At 58.4% G+C, this 19777-nt stretch carries 17 protein-coding genes; 4 read left to right on the forward strand and 13 right to left on the reverse strand.

Features of this window, described 5'->3' with window-relative positions; genetic code table 11:
• Positions 1-2 precede the first annotated feature (2 nt).
• Positions 3-1223 (forward strand): beta-ketoacyl-ACP synthase I, encoded by a 1221-nt coding sequence (gene fabB / locus JFT85_RS07005; protein ID WP_053255243.1) that lies wholly within the window; start codon positions 3-5, stop codon positions 1221-1223.
• 136 nt (positions 1224-1359) lie between these two features.
• Here fabB and JFT85_RS07010 read toward each other — a convergent pair whose 3' ends face one another.
• A complete protein-coding gene (locus JFT85_RS07010) occupies positions 1360-2382 on the reverse strand; it encodes an amidohydrolase family protein (RefSeq protein ID WP_053255242.1) in 1023 nt (340 codons plus the stop codon).
• A 139-nt stretch (positions 2383-2521) separates the two neighbouring features.
• On the opposite strand from JFT85_RS07010, the gene JFT85_RS07015 reads away from it, so the two are divergent.
• Entirely contained in the window at positions 2522-2938 is a 417-nt protein-coding gene (locus JFT85_RS07015) for an OsmC family protein (RefSeq protein WP_201229576.1), read from the forward strand.
• 64 nt (positions 2939-3002) lie between these two features.
• Positions 3003-3869, forward strand: coding sequence for a pirin family protein (locus JFT85_RS07020; protein WP_187601626.1), 867 nt, complete (start codon positions 3003-3005; stop codon positions 3867-3869).
• 98 nt (positions 3870-3967) lie between these two features.
• On the opposite strand, the gene JFT85_RS07025 is transcribed toward JFT85_RS07020, so the two are convergent.
• The 4 genes from JFT85_RS07025 to JFT85_RS07040 all read right to left on the reverse strand — a co-directional run bounded on the left by JFT85_RS07025 (position 3968) and on the right by JFT85_RS07040 (position 7682).
• Positions 3968-4696, reverse strand: coding sequence for a dienelactone hydrolase family protein (locus JFT85_RS07025; RefSeq protein ID WP_069551626.1), 729 nt, complete (start codon positions 4694-4696; stop codon positions 3968-3970).
• A gap of 66 nt (positions 4697-4762) precedes the next feature.
• Positions 4763-6667, reverse strand: coding sequence for a molecular chaperone HtpG (gene htpG, locus JFT85_RS07030; protein WP_053255363.1), 1905 nt, complete (start codon positions 6665-6667; stop codon positions 4763-4765).
• An 89-nt stretch (positions 6668-6756) separates the two neighbouring features.
• Positions 6757-7209, reverse strand: coding sequence for a PaaI family thioesterase (locus JFT85_RS07035; RefSeq protein WP_064451613.1), 453 nt, complete (start codon positions 7207-7209; stop codon positions 6757-6759).
• Positions 7206-7682 (reverse strand): PaaI family thioesterase, encoded by a 477-nt coding sequence (locus tag JFT85_RS07040; protein ID WP_201229577.1) that lies wholly within the window; start codon positions 7680-7682, stop codon positions 7206-7208. Before JFT85_RS07040 ends, JFT85_RS07035 begins: the two co-directional genes overlap by 4 nt.
• 158 nt (positions 7683-7840) lie before the next feature.
• Between JFT85_RS07040 and JFT85_RS07045 the strand changes: the two genes are divergently transcribed.
• On the forward strand, positions 7841-8098 hold the full coding sequence (locus JFT85_RS07045; protein ID WP_053255236.1) for a hypothetical protein: 258 nt from the start codon (positions 7841-7843) through the stop codon (positions 8096-8098).
• A gap of 105 nt (positions 8099-8203) precedes the next feature.
• Here the strand turns inward: JFT85_RS07045 and JFT85_RS07050 are convergent, their stop codons facing one another.
• The 8 genes from JFT85_RS07050 to JFT85_RS07085 form a co-directional block, all read right to left on the reverse strand.
• Positions 8204-8944 (reverse strand): DUF599 domain-containing protein, encoded by a 741-nt coding sequence (locus JFT85_RS07050; protein ID WP_053255235.1) that lies wholly within the window; start codon positions 8942-8944, stop codon positions 8204-8206.
• A gap of 233 nt (positions 8945-9177) precedes the next feature.
• Entirely contained in the window at positions 9178-10491 is a 1314-nt protein-coding gene (gene brnQ, locus JFT85_RS07055) for a branched-chain amino acid transport system II carrier protein (RefSeq protein WP_053255234.1), read from the reverse strand.
• A gap of 430 nt (positions 10492-10921) precedes the next feature.
• Entirely contained in the window at positions 10922-11803 is an 882-nt protein-coding gene (gene sucD / locus JFT85_RS07060) for a succinate--CoA ligase subunit alpha (protein WP_003172813.1), read from the reverse strand.
• Positions 11803-12969 carry an ADP-forming succinate--CoA ligase subunit beta gene (gene sucC, locus JFT85_RS07065; protein ID WP_053255233.1) on the reverse strand — a complete coding sequence of 389 codons (1167 nt, stop codon included), beginning with the start codon at positions 12967-12969 and terminating at the stop codon, positions 11803-11805. Before sucC ends, sucD begins: the two co-directional genes overlap by 1 nt.
• 202 nt (positions 12970-13171) lie before the next feature.
• Positions 13172-14608, reverse strand: coding sequence for a dihydrolipoyl dehydrogenase (lpdA, locus tag JFT85_RS07070; protein WP_053255232.1), 1437 nt, complete (start codon positions 14606-14608; stop codon positions 13172-13174).
• Between the two features lie 101 nt (positions 14609-14709).
• Complete coding sequence (odhB, locus tag JFT85_RS07075; protein WP_053255231.1) at positions 14710-15933, reverse strand: 2-oxoglutarate dehydrogenase complex dihydrolipoyllysine-residue succinyltransferase; 1224 nt, start codon at positions 15931-15933, stop codon at positions 14710-14712.
• A 44-nt stretch (positions 15934-15977) separates the two neighbouring features.
• Complete coding sequence (locus JFT85_RS07080) at positions 15978-18809, reverse strand: 2-oxoglutarate dehydrogenase E1 component (RefSeq protein WP_053255230.1); 2832 nt, start codon at positions 18807-18809, stop codon at positions 15978-15980.
• A gap of 261 nt (positions 18810-19070) precedes the next feature.
• Positions 19071-19775: a succinate dehydrogenase iron-sulfur subunit gene (locus JFT85_RS07085; RefSeq protein WP_003172807.1), complete on the reverse strand. Its 705-nt coding sequence runs from the start codon at positions 19773-19775 to the stop codon at positions 19071-19073.
• Positions 19776-19777: the final 2 nt, after the last annotated feature.

A 19777-nucleotide genomic window follows, 5' to 3' on the forward strand; every position in this document is an offset into this window, starting at 1 on the left:
GCATGCGCCGCGTCGTTATCACTGGTCTGGGCATCGTTTCTTGCCTGGGCAATGACAAAGAGACCGTCACCGCTAACCTGCGTGCAAGTCGCCCTGGCATCCGTTTCAACCCGGAATATGCCGAAATGGGTCTGCGTAGCCAGGTTTCCGGCTCCATCGACCTGCCCCTCGAAGAACTGATCGATCGCAAGATCTATCGCTTCGTCGGCCACGCTGCCGCTTACGCTTACCTGGCCATGAAAGACGCCATTGCCGATTCCGGCCTGAGCGAAGACCAGGTATCGAACGTACGCACCGGCCTGATCGCCGGCTCCGGCGGCGCATCCACCCTGAACCAGATGGAAGCGCTGGACATCCTGCGCGAAAAAGGCGTGAAACGCGTTGGCCCGTACCGTGTAACGCGGACCATGGGCAGCACCGTTTCGGCCTGCCTGGCCACCCCGTTCCAGATCAAGGGTGTGAACTACTCGATCTCCTCCGCCTGCGCCACCAGTGCTCACTGCATCGGTACTGCGGTTGAGCAGATCCAACTGGGCAAACAAGACATCGTGTTCGCCGGTGGTGGTGAAGAAGAGCATTGGAGCCAGTCGTTCCTGTTCGACGCCATGGGCGCCCTGTCCACCCAGTACAACGAAACCCCGGAAAAGGCCTCCCGCGCCTACGACGCCAAGCGTGACGGTTTCGTCATCGCCGGCGGTGGCGGCATGGTAGTGGTCGAGGAGCTGGAACACGCTCTGGCCCGTGGTGCAAAGATCTACGCGGAAATCGTCGGCTACGGCGCCACTTCCGACGGCTACGACATGGTTGCGCCAAGCGGTGAAGGCGCCATCCGCTGCATGCAGATGGCCATGTCCACCGTTGACACCCCAATCGACTACCTGAACACCCACGGCACGTCGACTCCGGTCGGCGACGCCAAGGAAATGGAAGGTGTGCGTGCGGTGTTCGGCGACAAGGCTCCGGCCATCAGCTCTACCAAGAGCCTGTCCGGTCACTCCCTGGGCGCCGCCGGCGTTCACGAAGCGATCTACTGCCTGCTGATGATGGAAGGCAACTTCATGGCCGGTTCGGCCAACATTGAAGAGATCGACCCGGTCGTTGCCGATATGCCGATCCTGACCAAGACCGTTGAAAACGTCAAAATCGACACCGTGATGAGCAACAGCTTCGGCTTCGGTGGCACCAACGCCACCCTGGTACTGAAACGCTGGCAGGGTAAGTAAGCCCCGCAGGTTGATCATGTAAAAAAGCCCCGACTGGTTCGGGGCTTTTTTATGGGCAACCGGTTGGCGATCTGCAGCGCGCCTCCTGAAAAGCTATCGGTCCTTCAGCCAATGTGCGAAAGACGACAACGCGATTTCAATGGGCCTGCTCATCGCGAGCGCGTTTCGGCAGAACGGCCAGGAAGTTATCGCGCGCGACCTTGCGAGCCACGTCCTCCGGCAGCGCGTCGAGGAAAGGATCAAAGCGGCGCATTTCCTTACCGAGCTTGTTGAAGCGCCCTACAACGTCCGAACCCACCACGAAGCGCTCAGGGAAGCGTTCTACCAGCTTTAACCACTGTGCGCGGGGCTTGCCTGCCTCATCCAGCAAGTACGGCGTGAGCATGCTCCAGGAGAGGTCGATGTACAGATTGGGATAGGCTTGCAACATACGGCTCAAGGTTGGGAGCAAAAAGTCCATCTGCACCTGATGGCGATGAATCTCTTTACTGGTCCCCGCATGCGCCCAGATAAATCGGGTGTGCGGGTGGTTGCGCAGCGATGCTTCCACCTCTGGCAGGTACAGCGGGTTGCGCTCGCGTTTGGAAGTGATGTTGGAGTGCAGCATCACCGGCAAATCGTTTTCGGCCGCGAGGTGATAGATGCGCGTCATGGCTTCGTTGTTGGCGCGCGGGGTGTCACCTGCCGTCAAGGCCGTCAGGTCGTCATGCCGTGTGAACACTTCACCAATGCCCTGCCAAAGACCTGGGTTGAGGTCGAGCATGCGCTGGATATGCGCCGCCGAGTTCTTGTCGTTAGGGTTGAACCCCGACAAAAATGGATGAAAATGCCCCCGCTGCTCAGGTGTGAGTGTGTTCACCGCTGCCGCGACGATCACGTCGGTGGCGCTGTACCAATAGGCATCGGCATCGTCACCCGCGTAGTAACGTGGGCGTTTGGGTTCATCTTCGTGCCATTTCTTAGCCACGGGAATGCCGGAAATCATCACATGCTCGATGCGATTGTCCGCCATGGCCTTCAGCAGTGTGTCCATGCCTGCCGTCTCCTGAAAGAAGTCGACGTAATGCAGGTGCGCATCGCTGTAGGCATACTCGCGAGCCTGTACGGCAAGGCTGGCGGCGGCAAGCAACAGGGCGAGACTCAGGCGGGTCCAGGGCACGGTAAAACCTCAAAGCGGGTTAATGTGGGTAGACCTTGCGCGATGCAAACCGGTTCACCGCTAAAAAACCTGGAACACCTCAGTGCCAGCATGTTCTATAACTGCATGACCTTCATCCTGCCCATCTGTGAGGTTCACCATGCCTGTTACCGTCAACACCCTGAACCACGACAACTTTCGCCACAGTGTGAATATCAATAACCACGAACTGTTCACCGACCTGCCCAAAAGCCTGGGCGGCGACGACTCGGCGCCCTCCCCCCACGACTATTTCGATGCCGCCCTGGCCTCGTGCAAGGCGCTGACCGTCAAACTGTATGCCCAGAAAAAAGACATTCCCCTCACCGGCGTCACCGTGGAAGTCACCCACGACAGCACTGAAGAGCAAAAAGGCCGATACACGCTCAACGTCAATTTGACCCTCAAGGGTGTGCTCACCGATGAACAGCGCGAGGAGCTGCACCGCGTGGCCGATCGCTGCCCCGTGCACAAACTGATGACCACCGCAGAAGTCACCATCGAGACGACATTGTCCGAAGGCGCTTTCAGCCAGTAGCGCCATCCACCCGTCGAGCGGGTTATGCTCAGGGCCATCTAACCCGCTCAGACAGGGACGCACCATGACCACCCTCACCGTGATCCGCCCGCGCGCCGAAGATGTCGAAGGGCAGCCGATCCTGCGCCCGTTGCCATCGCGCGAATGCCGCAGCGTCGGGCCTTTCGTGTTCTTCGACCACATGCTGCTGACGCGTTATGCGCCGGGCACGGGCATGAACATCCGCCAGCACCCGCATATTGGGCTGTCCACCCTCACCTATCTGTTCGAAGGCGCGCTGCAGCACAAGGACAGCCTGGGCTCGGACCAAGTGGTACAGGCCGGAGACGTCAGCTGGATGACGGCCGGCAGCGCGATTGCCCACGTCGAGCGTACGCCCGAAGCCGTCCAAGCCAGTGGTTTCAGCCTGCATGGCCTGCAGGTGTGGCTGGCCTCACCCAAGGACCACGAGCACGGTCCGGGGCATTACAGCCATCACCCGGCGGCGACCCTGCCAATCAGTGACAACCTGGGCGTGCACATTCGCCTGATCGCCGGCACGGGTTTCTGCCTTAAATCGCCGGTGCCGGTGCTGTCACCCACGCTGTATGCCGAGGTGCAGATGCAAACGGCCACCACGCTGCTGATCCCGGATGAGCACGAGGAACGGGCGGTGTATGTGCTGGATGGCGCGGCGCAGTTGGACGGCGAGCCGCTAGAGGTGCATAGCCTGGTGGTATTACCTGCCGGGCAGGAAATGACGCTGTTTGCTGATGGCGATTCCCACTTGGTGGTGTTTGGCGGTGCGCCGCTGGATGGGCCACGGCGGATCAATTGGAATTTTGTCGCGAGCGACCCGGCGATGATTGACCAGGCGCGGCAGCGTTGGGCTGCAGGGGATTGGCCGACGGTGCCGGGCGAGTCTGAAAGGATTGAGTTGCCTGTCAGATAGCTATCGCAGGCAAGCCAGCTCCCACATTTAACCGTGTTCACCAATCAAAATGTGGGAGCGGGCTTGCTCGCGAAGAGGCCGGCACAGGCGCTAAAAATTTAGCCCTTGAACACTTCATCCAGCAAGTTATGCATCGACTGGAACGCTCGCGCAGCGGTCTTCGCGTCGTACATCATCTTGCCCGGCACATCGGCATGCGGGTCAGTGAAGGAATGCACCGCACCGCCGTAGCTGAGCAACTGCCAATCCACACCGGCCGCGTTCATTTCATCTTCAAACGCCGGCAACTGCTCCTTGGGCACCAAGGGGTCGGAAGCGCCGTGCAGCACCAGCACTGAGCCTTTGATGTTTTTCGCATCCGCCGGGTTCGGCGTGTCGAGGGTACCGTGGAACGACACGGCGGCCTTCAACGGTGCGCCGGTACGCGCCAGTTCCAGGGTGCAGCAACCGCCAAAGCAGAAACCGAACGACGCCAGCTTCGCGGTATCGACAGCGGCTTCAGTCTGGCCCTGCAGTTGCTCAAAGGCTGCCTGCATGCGCTTGTTCAGCAACGGCCGGTCGTTTTTCAACGGCATCATTGCCGCGCCCGCTTCATCGCCATTCGATGGCCGCACGGTTTGCCCGTACAGGTCGGCGATTAACACCACGTAGCCTTTACTGGCCACGCTTTTGGCAATTTCTTCGGCACCCGCACTCACACCCATCCAGTTCGGCGCCATCAACAGACCCGGCAGCGGGCCCTTGTGGCTGGCATCAAACGCCAGGCGGCTCTCATAAGACTGGCCATCAATCTGATAGACCACGGAACGCACAGTGACTTGGCTCATCATTTACTCCAGTTGAGGTGCACTAGAACGAAAAAACCCGCCGAAGCGGGTTTTTCTACAACGGTGTTAAACCGACAGTTCAACCAACAGCTTGTTCAGTCGGCGCACATAGGCGGCCGGGTCTTTCAAGCTGTCGCCAGCGGCCAGGGCCGCCTGGTCGAAGAGAATGTGCGACAGGTCGCCAAAACGCTCTTCGCTTTGCTCGCCATCGAGTTTCTCGATCAGCGGGTGAGCCGGGTTGAATTCGAAGATCGGCTTGGAATCCGGAACCTTCTGACCGCTCGCTTCCAGGATCTGACGCATCTGCATGCCCAGGTCCTGCTCGCCGATGGCCAGAATCGCCGGGGAGTCGGTCAGACGGTGCGAAACCCGCACTTCGCTGACAGCCTCGCCCAAGGCAGTCTTGATCCGCTCAACCAGGCCTTCTTTGGCCTTGGCGACTTCTTCGGCTTCCTTCTTCTCTTCTTCGGAGTCCAGGTTACCCAGGTCAAGGTCACCACGGGCCACGTCGACGAAGGTTTTGCCATCGAACTCGCTGAGGTAGCTCATCAGCCACTCATCGATACGGTCGGTCAACAGCAGCACTTCGATGCCTTTCTTGCGGAAGACTTCCAGGTGCGGGCTGTTCTTGACCTGAGCATAGGTTTCGCCGGTCAGGTAGTAGATCTTGTCCTGACCTTCCTTGGCGCGTGCCAGGTACTCGGCCAGCGCCACAACCTGCTCACCGTCTTCACCTTGGGTCGAGGCAAAACGCAGCAGGCCGGCGATTTTTTCCTTGTTGGCAAAATCTTCCGCCGGGCCTTCTTTCATGACCTGGCCGAAGTTTTTCCAGAAGCCCTTGTATTGCTCTGGCTCGTTCTTCGCCAGTTTTTCCAGCATGTCGAGCACGCGCTTGGTCAGCGCCGACTTCATGGAGTCGATGATCGGGTCTTTCTGCAGGATTTCCCGCGACACGTTCAGCGACAGGTCGTTGGAATCGACCACACCTTTAATGAAGCGCAGGTACAGCGGCAGGAAGGACTCTGCCTGATCCATCACGAACACGCGCTGCACGTACAGCTTCAAGCCTTTGGGCGCTTCTCGCTGGTACAGATCGAACGGCGCCCGCGCCGGTACGTAAAGCAGTGAGCTGTATTCCAGCTTGCCTTCGACCTTGTTGTGGCTCCAGCTCAGCGGGTTTTCGTAGTCGTGCGCGATGTGCTTGTAGAACTCCTGGTATTCCTCGTCTTTGACTTCAGTACGAGGACGCGTCCACAGAGCGCTGGCACGGTTGACCACTTCCCATTCCTGGGCAGGCGGCTCTTCGCCTTCGGCAGCAGCCTGCTCTTTCGGCAACTCGATCGGCAGCGCGATATGGTCGGAGTATTTCTTGATGATATTGCGCAGGCGCCAGCCGTCGGCGAATTCATCTTCAGCCGCTTTGAGGTGCAGCACGATGCGGGTGCCACGGTCAGCCTTGTCGAGGGTGGCGATTTCGAACTCGCCTTCACCTTTGGAAGACCAGTGGACGCCTTCGCTGGCGTCGAGGCCGGCGCGACGGCTGAACACTTCAACCTTGTCGGCAACGATAAAGGCCGAGTAGAAGCCCACACCGAATTGACCGATCAGGTGTGAATCTTTTTTCTGATCGCCCGACAGGTTCTTCATGAAATCTGCGGTGCCGGATTTAGCGATGGTGCCCAAATGGGTGATCGCGTCTTCACGGCTCATGCCGATACCGTTGTCTTCGAGGGTGACGGTCTTGGCGTCCTTGTCGAAGCTCACACGGATTTTCAGTTCGGCGCCACCTTCCAGCAACTCAGGCTTGGACAGGGCTTCGAAACGTAATTTGTCGACAGCGTCAGAGGCGTTCGAGATCAATTCGCGAAGGAAGATTTCCTTGTTGGAATACAGCGAATGGATCATGAGGTGCAGCAGTTGCTTCACCTCGGTCTGGAAGCCCAGGGTTTCCTTTTGAGTTTCCACACTCATGGTCATCAAACTCCAATTGGATGGCAGTGGCCGCGCCCTTCAGGGTTGGCGGCGGGTTGTCATCAAAGTTGGGGGCTAAGACCAGGATTTCAAGGGCGGGCTGTTTCCTCAATCTTGAAATGTGCGCGAGCGGTGGCAATCGGTTCGGCGGGAGTGCTTTGCCAGGCAGTGATTGCCACGTTGGCGACGCGCCGGCCCTGGCGCCATACCTGGCACTTGGCGTAAGTGTCACGAAACTGGCCGGCGCGCAGGTAATCCAGGGAAAAGTCGATGATTTTCGGCAGGCCTGGCGCGCCGGTAAACACCAGCAGGTGCAGCGCCGCCGACAGCTCCATAAACCCGGCAATCACCCCACCGTGCAGCGCCGGCAATATGGGGTTACCAATGTTGTCCTTGTTGGCCGGCAGACGAAACAGCAGTTCATCCCCCAACCTTGTGCATTCAATGCCAATCAGCTTGGCGTAAGGGACCAGGTCGAGCAGCGCCTCGTAATTACCCCGGTGATGGGCCTGTTCGAGGCGGGTCTTGAATCGATGTGTCATGCCTGCTCCCCCTTGAGGGTGCTGCTCAGCCCTTGCGTGCCCTTGAGGCGCTTGCCCATGCGCATGAACGTGCCGACCACGTGGGCAATCGCCTGCTGCGGATCATCCTGATAGGCGAAGCCGCGGGTGAAGATCACGTCGGTGGTCACCCGATAGCATTGGGCGAAGCCGTACACGGGCTTGTGCGGCTCGGCCGGATGCATGTAGTCGACCCGCAGGTCCAGCGTCGGGCACACCTCGAACTCCGGCAAGACACACAGCGTGGCCATGCCGCAGGCAGTGTCCATCAAGGAGGTCAGCGCGCCACCGTGAATCACCCCGGTTTGAGGATCGCCGACGATGCTCGCGCTGTAAGGCAGGACCAGCGTCATGCCCTCTTCGCTGGCAGCATGGACGGTGATGCCTAATACCTGGCAGTGGCGCAGCGCCGAAACGAAGCGTGTGGCACGCGCTGACAAGGGATTTTCGGTCATGTGTTCAGACTCTTATTAGTGTCGATTAGAGGTGCCTGGGGGTAGGCGCAAAAGTTCCTTGAGCGTCACGTTTTATATATCTTTGAAACAAAAGGAACTAATGCTGGCCGACTAAGCTCGAAAGGCCAGTAGATATCTTCACTAAGGAGAAACACCCCATGCGCAAGACTTTAGCTATTTCCATGATGCTGGCTGCTGCCCTTGGCCTCGCTGCCTGCGATAAGAAATCCGAAGACAAAGCCCAAGATGCTCAAGCGCATTCTGAGCAAGCTCAGAAGGACATGGCAAAAGCACAGGATAAAGTGAACGACGCTGCAAAAGAAAACGCCGATGCTGCCAAAGCTCAGGCTGATGCGAACGCTGAAAAAGCAAAAGAAGACGGTACCGCTACTCCAGTAGCACCTGCCAAGCCTTAATAGCCTGGCAATTGCTGCAAAAAGAAAGCCCGCTTACATAGCGGGCTTTACTTTGTCTGCTGTTTTTTCAGCGCCCAAAAGTTTAATTAACCTTGGCGCCACTGGTTAAGACACGGCTTCTTTAGCCGGCTCCGTCACCGGCATATCGGTTGGCGTGTAGACCATGACCTGCAGTACGTCGGAATGAAACTCGCGGCGATACAGCACCAACACCACCCCGCTGCTCATCAACATGAATAACCACGGGCTGACAAACCAGGCCAGCATGGTCATGCCAAAATAATAAGCACGCAGGCCAAAGTTGAACTGGTTGGCCGCCATCGAAATCACCCGCGCCGCCCGCAGGGCGAAGGCCTTGCGCTCCTGCTCCGACACATGCCGCTCACCAATCATCGGCGCCGACCCCACCAGCACCGCAGCGAAGTTGTATTGGCGCATGCACCAGCTGAAGGTGAAAAACGCATAGACGAACACCAGTGCCAGGCACAGCAGCTTGATTTCCGACATACCCTGGGACGCCTGTTGCACCATGGGGATGTCCGCCAGCAACGATACCGCACGCTCGGAAGCCCCCAGCACCGTCAGGATGCCGGCGAGGATGATCAAGGTACTGGAGGCGAAGAACGAGGCATTGCGTTCCAGGTTACCGATCACACTGGCATCGGCGATACGGTTATCGCGCAGCAACATGCGGCGCATCCAGTCTTCACGATACAAATGCAGCACGCTGGCCAGGCACGCGGTGTCACGGGCCTTCCACGTGGCGTAGCGGGTATAACCGCCCCAGCACAGGACGAACCAGAGGGCAGCAAGCAGGTGGATCTGATTGGTTTCGACGAACGACATGCGGGGGCCTTTTGCTCGGTGTACGGATATTAATGCGATCTAAATGTGGGAGCGGGCTTGCTCGCGAATGCGGTGTGTCAGTCTCCTGGTGCATGACTGATCCACCGCGTTCGCGAGCAAGCCCGCTCCCACACTGACCGTATTCCACACTTTAGGGGTTGTGGTCTCTCACACAAAAAAAATGCCCCGTATCGATTGATACGGGGCATTTCAGTACAGCGTGAAACCGCGGGTTAAGCGATGGCTTCGCTGCGCTTGCCGAGCATGCGGTCAACCACGACGGCTACGACCAGTGTCATCACCGCAGGTACCAGCCACGCCAGGCCTTGCTCGCTCAGCGGCAGATGTGCCAACTGCGCAGGCAGCCAATCCGCCAGGCCCGCGCCCTTGAGCGCATCAATGCAGCCAAAGATGAACGACACCAGCATGACCGGGCCGACAATGCGGCCCTGCTCGAGCCAGAAATCTTTGCAGAAGCTCAGGGCCACCAGCACGATGCACGGCGGGTAGATCGCCGTAAGTACCGGGATCGAGAAAGCAATCAGCTTGGTCAGGCCCAGGTTGGACACGAACAGCGAGAACAGCGCCAGGATCACTACCAGCGTCTTGTAGGACAGCGGCAGGACTTTGCTGAAGTACTCCGCACACGCGCAGGTCAGGCCAACCGCTGTGACCAGGCACGCCAGGGAGATCAGCACAGCGAGGAAGCCGCTGCCCAGGGAGCCGAACGTATGTTGCACGTAAGCATGCAGCACCGCCGCGCCGTTGCTTGCACCGGCGGCCACCGCATGGCTGCCCGAACCCAGACGGAACAGGCTGATGTAAACCAGCGCCAGGCCCACCCCGGCAATCAGCCCGGCGATGATCGCATAGCGGGTGATCAGCTGTGGCGATTCAACACCCCGGGAACGGATGGCGTTGACGATGACGATACCGAACACCAGCGCGCCCAGGGTATCCATGGTCAGGTAACCATTGATGAAGCCTTGGGAGAACGGTGCAGCGACGTATTCCGGCGTGGCGACGCCGACATCACCGGCCGGCAAGGCAAACGCGGCGATGCCGAGGATGGCCAGCGCGATGATTTTCAGCGGTGCCAGGAAGCGACCTACGGTATCCAGCAGTCGGCCCGGGTAGAGCGAAACAAAGAACACCACCAGGAAATACACCGAGCTGTAGAGGAACAGCGCCAACGGGCTTTCGCCGGTCAGCGGCGCCAGGCCTACTTCAAACGACACGGTCGCAGTACGCGGCGTGGCGAACAGTGGCCCTACCGCCAGATACGCCGCCGCTGCGAGCAGGCCCCCGGCGATCTTGCCGATAGGGCTGCTCAACGCGTCCATCCCCCCGCCAACCTTGGCCAGGGCGATCACGGTAACCACCGGCAGACCGACTGCGGTGATCAAGAAGCCCAGCGCTGCCATCCAGACGTGAGGCCCGGACTGCAAACCAACGATAGGCGGAAAGATGATGTTGCCGGCGCCCACGAACAGGGCAAAGGTCATAAAGCCTAACGCCAGGACATCCTGGCTTTTCAACACTTTCATTTAAGGAAATACCACACTACTGAATCGGAATTTAGAGAGGGATTCCCTGTGGATGAGGGAACTGCTGCCGGCCCTTATGGGGACCGACCGGTCTAGCGCGCCGCTTCCTTTTGGGATGCGGACGCATAAAGAGGCGGCTAGAGTACAGAATTAGGCTGACAAACGCACTGTTGCGGGGCGAACTGTCCGATAAGCGACATCACAATGTCGCGTTTTCATACTTAATTTTGACAATACAGCCCCATGTGGGAGCTGGCTTGCCTGCGATGCGAGCGACTCGGCCCATCAGGTAACCCGCGTCGATGCTTTCGCAGGCAAGCCAGCTCCCACCTGTGAACGGGGCATCCAATCTGATGAGCAATACCCAAAACGCACAAAGGCCACCCGAAGGTGGCCTTTGTGTGGATAAAGCGTCAGCTAAGCGCGAGGCTTACTTGACAGCCCAACCGGTCAGCTCAGCCAGGGCTTTGCCGATGTCTGCCAGCGAACGCACGGTTTTAACGCCTGCGTCCTGCAGCGCAGCGAATTTCTCGTCTGCAGTGCCTTTGCCGCCAGAGATGATTGCGCCAGCATGGCCCATGCGCTTGCCAGCAGGGGCAGTCACACCAGCGATATAGGAAACAACCGGCTTGGTCACGTGTGCCTTGATGTAGGCAGCCGCTTCTTCTTCAGCCGAACCGCCGATCTCACCGATCATGACGATCGCTTCGGTCTTCGGGTCTTCCTGGAACAGTTTCAGGATGTCGATGAAGTTCGAGCCTGGGATCGGGTCACCACCGATGCCGACGCAAGTCGACTGGCCGAAACCGGCGTCAGTCGTTTGCTTAACAGCTTCGTAGGTCAGGGTGCCGGAACGGGAAACGATACCGACTTTACCTGGCAAGTGAATGTGACCTGGCATGATGCCGATCTTGCATTCGCCTGGAGTGATCACGCCTGGGCAGTTAGGGCCGATCAGGACTACGCCCAGCTCGTCGCACTTAACTTTAGCGTCCAGCATGTCCAGGGTAGGAATGCCTTCGGTGATGCAAACGATCAGCTTGATGCCGCCGAATGCCGCTTCCAGGATCGAGTCTTTGCAGAAAGGAGCTGGAACGTAGATAACGCTGGCGGTGGCGCCAGTGGCAGCTACAGCGTCTTTCACGGTGTTGAACACTGGCAGACCCAGGTGCTCGGTGCCGCCTTTGCCCGGAGTTACGCCGCCAACCATCTTGGTGCCGTATTCGATGGCTTGCTGGGTGTGGAAACTACCTTGCGAACCGGTAATACCCTGGCAGATAACTTTGGTGTCTTTATTGATCAGGACGCTCATTATTTGCCCTCCGCAGCTTTGACAACTTGTTGAGCAGCGTCGGTCAGGCTGGTAGCCGCGATGATGTTCAAACCGCTTTCTGCCAGTACTTTAGCGCCCAGTTCAGCGTTGTTACCTTCAAGGCGAACAACAACCGGGATTTTAACGCCGACTTCTTTCACTGCACCGATGATGCCTTCGGCAATCATGTCGCAACGAACGATGCCGCCGAAGATGTTGACCAGTACTGCAGCGACGTTGGCGTCGGACAGAATGATCTTGAAGGCTTCGGTAACGCGTTCTTTGGTAGCACCGCCGCCCACGTCGAGGAAGTTGGCTGGTTTGCCGCCATGCAGGTTGACGATGTCCATGGTACCCATGGCCAGGCCAGCACCGTTGACCATACAACCGATGTTACCTTCCAGGGCTACGTAGTTCAGTTCGAACTTGGCAGCGTGCGCTTCGCGCGGATCGTCTTGCGACGGATCGTGGAAAGTTTTCAGCTTAGGCTGACGGTACATGGCGTTGGCGTCGATGTTGATCTTGGCATCGAGGCAATGCAGATCGCCGTCAGCCTTGATCACCAGCGGGTTCACTTCCAGCAGAGCCAGATCGTGATCCTGGAACAGTTTGGCCAGACCCACGAAGATCTTGGCGAACTGGGCAACTTGCTTGCCTTCCAGACCCAGCTGGAAAGCCAGTTCACGACCCTGGAATGGCTGAGCGCCAACCAGTGGATCGATAGTGGCTTTCAGAATTTTTTCTGGCGTGTCGTGAGCGATCTTCTCGATGTCCACGCCACCTTCGGTGGAAGCCATGAACACGATGCGACGGCTCGAACGGTCAACGACAGCGCCCAGGTACAGCTCTTTAGCGATATCAGTGCACGATTCAACCAGGATCTTGGTGACTGGTTGGCCATTGGCATCAGTCTGGTAAGTCACCAGACGCTTGCCCAGCCACTGCTGTGCGAATGCCTTGGCGTCTTCTTTGCTGCGAACCAGCTTAACGCCGCCCGCTTTACCGCGACCACCAGCGTGGACCTGGGCTTTGACAACCCACTCGGTACCACCGATTTTGTCGCAAGCTTCTGCTGCTGCTTCCGGGGTGTCTACTGCGTAGCCCTGGGATACTGGCAGGCCGTATTCAGCGAACAGCTGCTTACCCTGATACTCGTGAAGATTCATGCTTTTTACCGTCTTCGTTAGGTACTGCGCATTCGGCGCTGCGCTCATTATGAGTGCCGCGCCACCTGTGACTGCTGCTTGCACAACTTGCAGGGCTCAAGGCCCGTAAAGCTGCGCAAGACTGCGTCCGGCGGACATTCCGCGGTGAGTCTTGCGCGCAAGGCTCACGACGGGCAACCGCCGTGGTTTCTTATTATCTCGCTTAGCGCTTCTTGCGGTTGGCGATGTGGATGGCGCCGCCATTCACTGCCAACGCTGCTTCGTGCAACGCTTCGGACAGGGTTGGATGGGAGAAGACCATCATGCCCAGGTCCTCGGCACTGGTGCCGAATTCCATACCGATCGCGCCTTGCTGAACCAGTTCTGCAGCGCTCGGGCCAATCACGTGGACGCCCAATACGCGGTCAGTCTTGGCATCAGCGATGACTTTGACAAAACCACCGGTGTCGTTGGCTGCCATGGCACGGCCAGAAGCGGCAAACGGGAAGGTGCCGACGTTAACTTCAACGCCTTCAGCTTTCAACTGCTGTTCGTTCTTGCCAACCCATGCAATTTCCGGGTGGGTGTAGATAACCGATGGGATCAGATCGTAGTTCATCTGGGTTTTGTGGCCCTTGATGCGCTCGACAACCATGATGCCTTCTTCGGAAGCCTTGTGCGCCAGCATCATGCCGCGAACCACGTCACCGATGGCGTACACGCCTGGAACGGTGGTAGCGCAGTGATCGTCAACGTGGATGAAACCACGCTCGTCGATGTTCACGCCACTGTCGGAAGCCAGCAGGTCAGCGGTCACTGGACGGCGACCAACGGCAACGATCAGCTTGTCGAAAGTGATGGTCTGTTCGCCATCCTTGTCGGTGTAGGTCACGACAACTTCTTCGCCATTAACCTTCGAGCCGGTCACGCGAGCGCCCAACTTGATGTCCAGACCTTGTTTGGTCAGGGTTTTGTAGGCTTCTTTGGACACCGCCGTGTCGGCAGCCAGCAGGAACGTGTCCAGGGCTTCCAGAACGGTCACTTCGGCACCCAGACGCGACCATACCGAACCCAGTTCCAGACCGATTACGCCCGCGCCGATCACACCCAGACGCTTGGGAACCGCTTGGAATTCCAGGGCGCCGGTCGAATCAACGATCACGTTGTTGTCAACTGGAGCAGGTGGAATGTCGATTGGGCGCGAGCCTGGAGCCAGGATCACGTTTTCGGCTTCGATGACTTCTACCGAGCCGTCTGGCTTGGTGATTTCAACTTTCTTGCCGGCCAGCAGTTTGCCGTGGCCTTGCAGGGAAGTCACACCGTTGGCCTTGAACAAGGTGGCAACGCCGGAAGTCAGGCCTTTAACGATGTTGGCTTTACGGCCGACCATTGCTGGCACGTCCATGGTCACGCCAGCGTGGTTGATGCCGTGGATCGCGAAGCCGTCTTGGGCTTCGTGGAATTTCCAGGAGCTGTCCAGCAGCGCCTTGGAAGGAATGCAACCGACGTTCAGGCAAGTACCGCCCAGCGCCAGCTTGCCTTCCTTGTCGGTGTATTTTTCGATGCAAGCAGTCGAGAGGCCCAGTTGTGCGGCCTTGATGGCGGCAACGTAGCCGCCAGGACCTGCACCAATCACTACAACGTCAAATTTCTGCGACATGAAAATAGTTCCTCTATTTAGCAGCAAGCTTTCAAGCCGCAGGCCTCAAGCCCGGCTGCCTTATCCGGCAGCCTGTCACTTGAGGCCTGCAGCTGCTTCTATCAGATATCCAGCAGCAGACGAGCCGGGTCTTCCAGCAGGTTCTTGATGGTCACCAGGAAAGTCACGGCTTCTTTACCATCGATCAGGCGGTGATCGTAAGACAGTGCCAGGTACATCATTGGGCGGATCACGACTTGGCCGTTGATGGCCATCGGACGCTGGATGATGTTGTGCATGCCCAGGATCGCAGCTTGTGGCGGGTTGACGATCGGGGTCGACATCATCGAACCGAAGGTACCACCGTTGGTGATGGTGAAGGTACCACCGGTCATCTCGTCGATGGTCAGCTTGCCGTCACGGGCTTTCTTGCCGAAGCCAGCGATGCCGCCTTCGATTTCAGCCAGGCTCATCAGCTCGGCGTTACGCAGAACCGGCACCACCAGGCCACGGTCGCTGGACACGGCAACGCCGACGTCGGCATAGCCGTGGTAAACGATGTCGCCGCCGTCGATGGAAGCGTTGACTGCCGGGAAGCGTTTCAGCGCTTCGGTGGCCGCTTTCACGAAGAACGACATGAAGCCCAGGCGCACGCCATTGTGGGACTTCTCGAACAGGTCCTTGTACTTCGAACGCAGGGCCATGACTTCAGTCATGTCGACTTCGTTGAACGTGGTCAGCATCGCCATGTTCGACTGTGCTTCAACCAGACGTTTGGCCACGGTGGCACGTACACGCGTCATCGGTACGCGCTTCTCGGTGCGGTCGCCAGCAGCGAACACAGGCGCAGCGGCAGCTGGCGCAGCCGCCTTGGCAGGTGCGGCGGCCGGAGCGTTTTTCTTGGCTTCAACAGCAGCAACCACGTCTTCCTTGGTCACACGGCCATCTTTGCCAGTGCCTTTGATGGAAGCCAGGTTGATGCCATTTTCTTCAGCCAGCTGACGGGCAGCCGGGGCAGCGATTGGATCTTCGCCAGCAGCGGCCGGGGCAGCAGCTGGAGCGGAAGCAGCAGCCGGTGCAGCAGCGGCCGGAGCAGGTGCAGCGGCGCTGCCCTCTTCGATCGAGCCCAGAACCTGGTTCGACAGAACGGTAGCGCCTTCTTCGGCAACGATTGCGCCCAGTACGCCGTCAGCTTCAGCCAACACTTCCAGTACGACTTTGTCAGTCTCGATGTCGACGATCAGGTCGTCACGCTTGACGGCCTCACCTGGTTTCTTGTGCCAGGTGGCAACGGTGCCATCGGCAACCGATTCCGGGAATGACGGGGCTTTGATTTCGATAGCCATTATCTGTGGGTCCTTAAAATTCGGTTTCAGTCAGCGCGAAGGCGTTAAACAGTGAAAGCATCTTGCAGCAGTTTTTCCTGCTGCTCGGCGTGCATCGACGCATAACCACACGCAGGTGCAGCAGAAGCGTCACGACCGGCGTACTCCAGGCCCAGGGCCTTGTTGTGGTTACCGATGCTGCGACGCAAGTGATGCTGGCTGCTGTACCACGCGCCCTGGTTCATCGGTTCTTCCTGACACCACACCACATGGGTGAGGTTGGTGTAAGGCGCGATGGCCTCCATCAGGTCGTCTTCCGGGAACGGGTAAAGCTGCTCGATACGCACGATGGCGATGTCTTCGCGGCCTTCGGCACGGCGTTTTTCCAGCAAGTCGTAGTAAACCTTGCCGCTGCACAGGATCAGGCGAGTGACCTTGGCTGCGTCCAGGGTGTCGATTTCTGGAATAACGGTCTGGAACGAACCGTCGGCCAGATCTTCCAGGGTCGAGATGGCCAATTTGTGACGCAACAGCGATTTCGGAGTCAGCACTACCAGTGGCTTGCGCAGCGGGCGGATCACCTGACGACGCAGCAAGTGGTAGATCTGGGCCGGGGTAGTCGGCACGCACACCTGGATGTTGTGCTCGGCGCACAGCTGCAGGTAACGCTCCAGACGGGCCGAAGAGTGCTCCGGACCCTGACCTTCATAACCGTGTGGCAGCAGCATGGTCAGACCGCACAGACGGCCCCACTTGTGCTCACCGCTGGTGATGAACTGGTCAATAACCACCTGGGCACCGTTGGCGAAGTCGCCGAACTGGGCTTCCCAGATCACCAGCGCCTGAGGCGTGGTGGTGGAGTAACCGTATTCGAACGCCAGTACGGCTTCTTCGGACAGGAACGAATCGAACAGGTCGAAACGTGGCTGGCCTTCGTAAAGGTGTTGCAGCGGAATGTAAGTGCCCGCGTCTTTCTGGTTGTGCAATACCGCGTGACGGTGCGAGAACGTACCACGGCCGATGTCCTGGCCGGTCATGCGGATCGGGTGACCTTCGAACGCCAGGGTCGCGTACGCCATGGTTTCGGCGTAACCCCAGTTGATCGGCAGGCCGCCGGCTTGCATCTTCTGACGGTCTTCGTAGATCTTCGCAACCTGGCGCTGCACAACGAAGCCTTCTGGAATTTCCAGCAGCTTGGCAGACAGTTCCTGCAAGGTTTTCAGATCGAACGAGGTGTCGTGACGCGCAGTCCAGGCGTGGCCCAGGTACGGACGCCAGTCAACGAACAGTTCTTTGTTCGGCTCTTTAACCAGGCTTTTTACGACATGCAGACCATTGTCCAGCGCGTTGCGGTATTCATCGACTTTCGCTTGAACACGCGCATCGTCAATCACGCCCGCCTTGGTCAGGCTTTCGGCGTACAGCTCACGGGTGGTGCGCTGCTTGGCGATTTGCTGGTACATCAACGGCTGGGTGCCGCTCGGCTCATCCGCTTCGTTGTGACCGCGACGGCGGTAGCAAACCAGGTCGATCACCACGTCACGCTTGAACTGCATGCGGTAGTCGATAGCGAGCTGGGTCACGAACAACACGGCTTCCGGATCATCACCATTCACATGGAGGATCGGCGCCTGGATCATCTTGGCAACGTCGGTGGCGTACTCGGTAGAGCGCGCGTCCAGCGGGTTGCTGATGGTGAAGCCAACCTGGTTGTTGATGACGATGTGAACCGTACCGCCCGTCTTGAAGCCGCGAGTCTGCGACATCTGGAACGTTTCCAGCACCACGCCTTGACCGGCGAATGCCGCGTCACCGTGGATGGAAATCGGCAGGACCTTTTCACCGGTGGCATCGTTACGACGATCCTGGCGAGCACGGACCGAACCCTCGACCACTGGAGAAACGATTTCCAGGTGGGATGGGTTGAAGGCCATGGCCAGGTGAACTTCACCGCCGGTGGTCATCACGTTGGACGAGAACCCCTGGTGGTATTTAACGTCACCGGAACCCAGCTCGACCTTCTTCTTGCCTTCGAACTCGTCGAACAACTCGCGCGGGTTCTTGCCGAAGGTGTTGACCAACACGTTCAGGCGACCACGGTGAGCCATGCCGATCACGACTTCCTTGGTGCCATAGGAACCGGAACGCTGGATCAGCTCGTCAAGCATCGGAATCAGACTCTCGCCGCCTTCCAGGCCAAAACGCTTGGTGCCCGGGTATTTGGTACCCAGGTATTTCTCGAGACCTTCAGCTGCGGTCACGCGCTCGAGCAAGTGGCTGCGTACGTCGGCGGACAGCACCGGACGGCCACGCACACCTTCCAGACGATGCTGGAACCAGTGGCGTTGCTCGGAATCGGTGATATGCGTGAACTCAGCGCCAATGGTGCGGCAATATGTCTGCTGCAACGCTTCGTGAATTTCGCGTAGGCTCGCCTCCTCTTTGCCGATGAACAGGTCGCCGGCACGGAAGGTCGTATCAAGATCGGCATTGGTCAAGCCGTAATGATTGATCGACAGGTCAGCAGGTGCAGGACGCTGCCAGAGCCCCAGCGGGTCAAGCTGGGCCGCCTGGTGGCCACGCATCCGGTAAGCCTGGATCAGTCGCAATACTTCAACTTGCTTCTTCTCATGCTCGCTGCTCACGCTCCCGGCGGAAACCGGCTGAGCGCGGCGCTGGTTCTTTGCCAGCAGCACAAACTGATCGCGAATTGTTGCGTGCGATACATCGGTGGCAGCGTTGCCGTCTGAAGACAACGTCTGAAATTTGGTGCGCCATTCTTCTGGCACAGCGTTAGGGTCGTGCAGGTAGAGCTCATAAAGCTCTTCCACATAGGCAGCGTTACCACCTGAAAGATAGCCGCTGTTCCACATGCGCTGCATCACGCTTTCTTGCATGCTTGGTCACCCTCGATTTGGGGACACCACCGGCGGAAACACCGAGTTTGCTTGCAAAAGGCCAAGTGCAGCGACCAAAACAAGCCACTTAGGATCACGCTGATAGTTCGGGTACCAACCCGAATGCCCCTGCTTGTCTCATTTCTTCAAAATAAGAGCCGCGGCTTTGTAAGTCGCTGCTCAAGTTAAAACTACGGCGCCGGTTGAAGCCTGCGCCGTAGCATTTACGGGCACAACGGTCCTGCTTTATTACAACGTCAGTTACACGCCGCTTTGCAGCAGCATGTTACGGATGTGACCAATGGCCTTAGTCGGGTTCAGGCCTTTAGGACATACGTTGACGCAGTTCATGATCCCGCGGCAGCGGAATACGCTGAACGGGTCATCCAGCGAAGCCAGACGCTCGGACGTCTTGGTGTCACGGCTGTCTGCCAGGAAGCGGTACGCTTGCAGCAGAGCGGCTGGACCCAGGAACTTGTCCGGGTTCCACCAGAAGGACGGGCAAGAAGTCGAGCAGCAAGCGCACAGGATGCACTCGTACAGACCGTCGAGCTTTTCACGTTCTTCAGGGGACTGCAGACGTTCGATGGCCGGAGCCGGCGTGTCGTTCTGCAGGAACGGCTTAACTTTCTCGTATTGCTTGTAGAAGATGCTCATATCGACGACCAGGTCACGGATAACCGGCAAACCTGGCAGAGGACGAACGATCAGCTTGTTACCTTTGACGACGGCGGACAGCGGCGTGATGCACGCCAGGCCGTTTTTGCCGTTGATGTTCATGCCGTCGGAACCGCACACACCTTCACGGCAAGAGCGACGATAGGAGAAACCTTCGTCCTGCTCCTTGATCAGTGCCAATACATCCAGCACCATCAGGTCTTTACCACCGGTATCGACCTGGAATTCCTGCATGAACGGCGCAGCGTCCTGATCAGGGTTGTAGCGATAAACACTGACTTTCAACATGG

This window comes from Pseudomonas sp. TH04, from assembly GCF_016651355.1.
Lineage (GTDB): Bacteria > Pseudomonadota > Gammaproteobacteria > Pseudomonadales > Pseudomonadaceae > Aquipseudomonas > Aquipseudomonas fluorescens.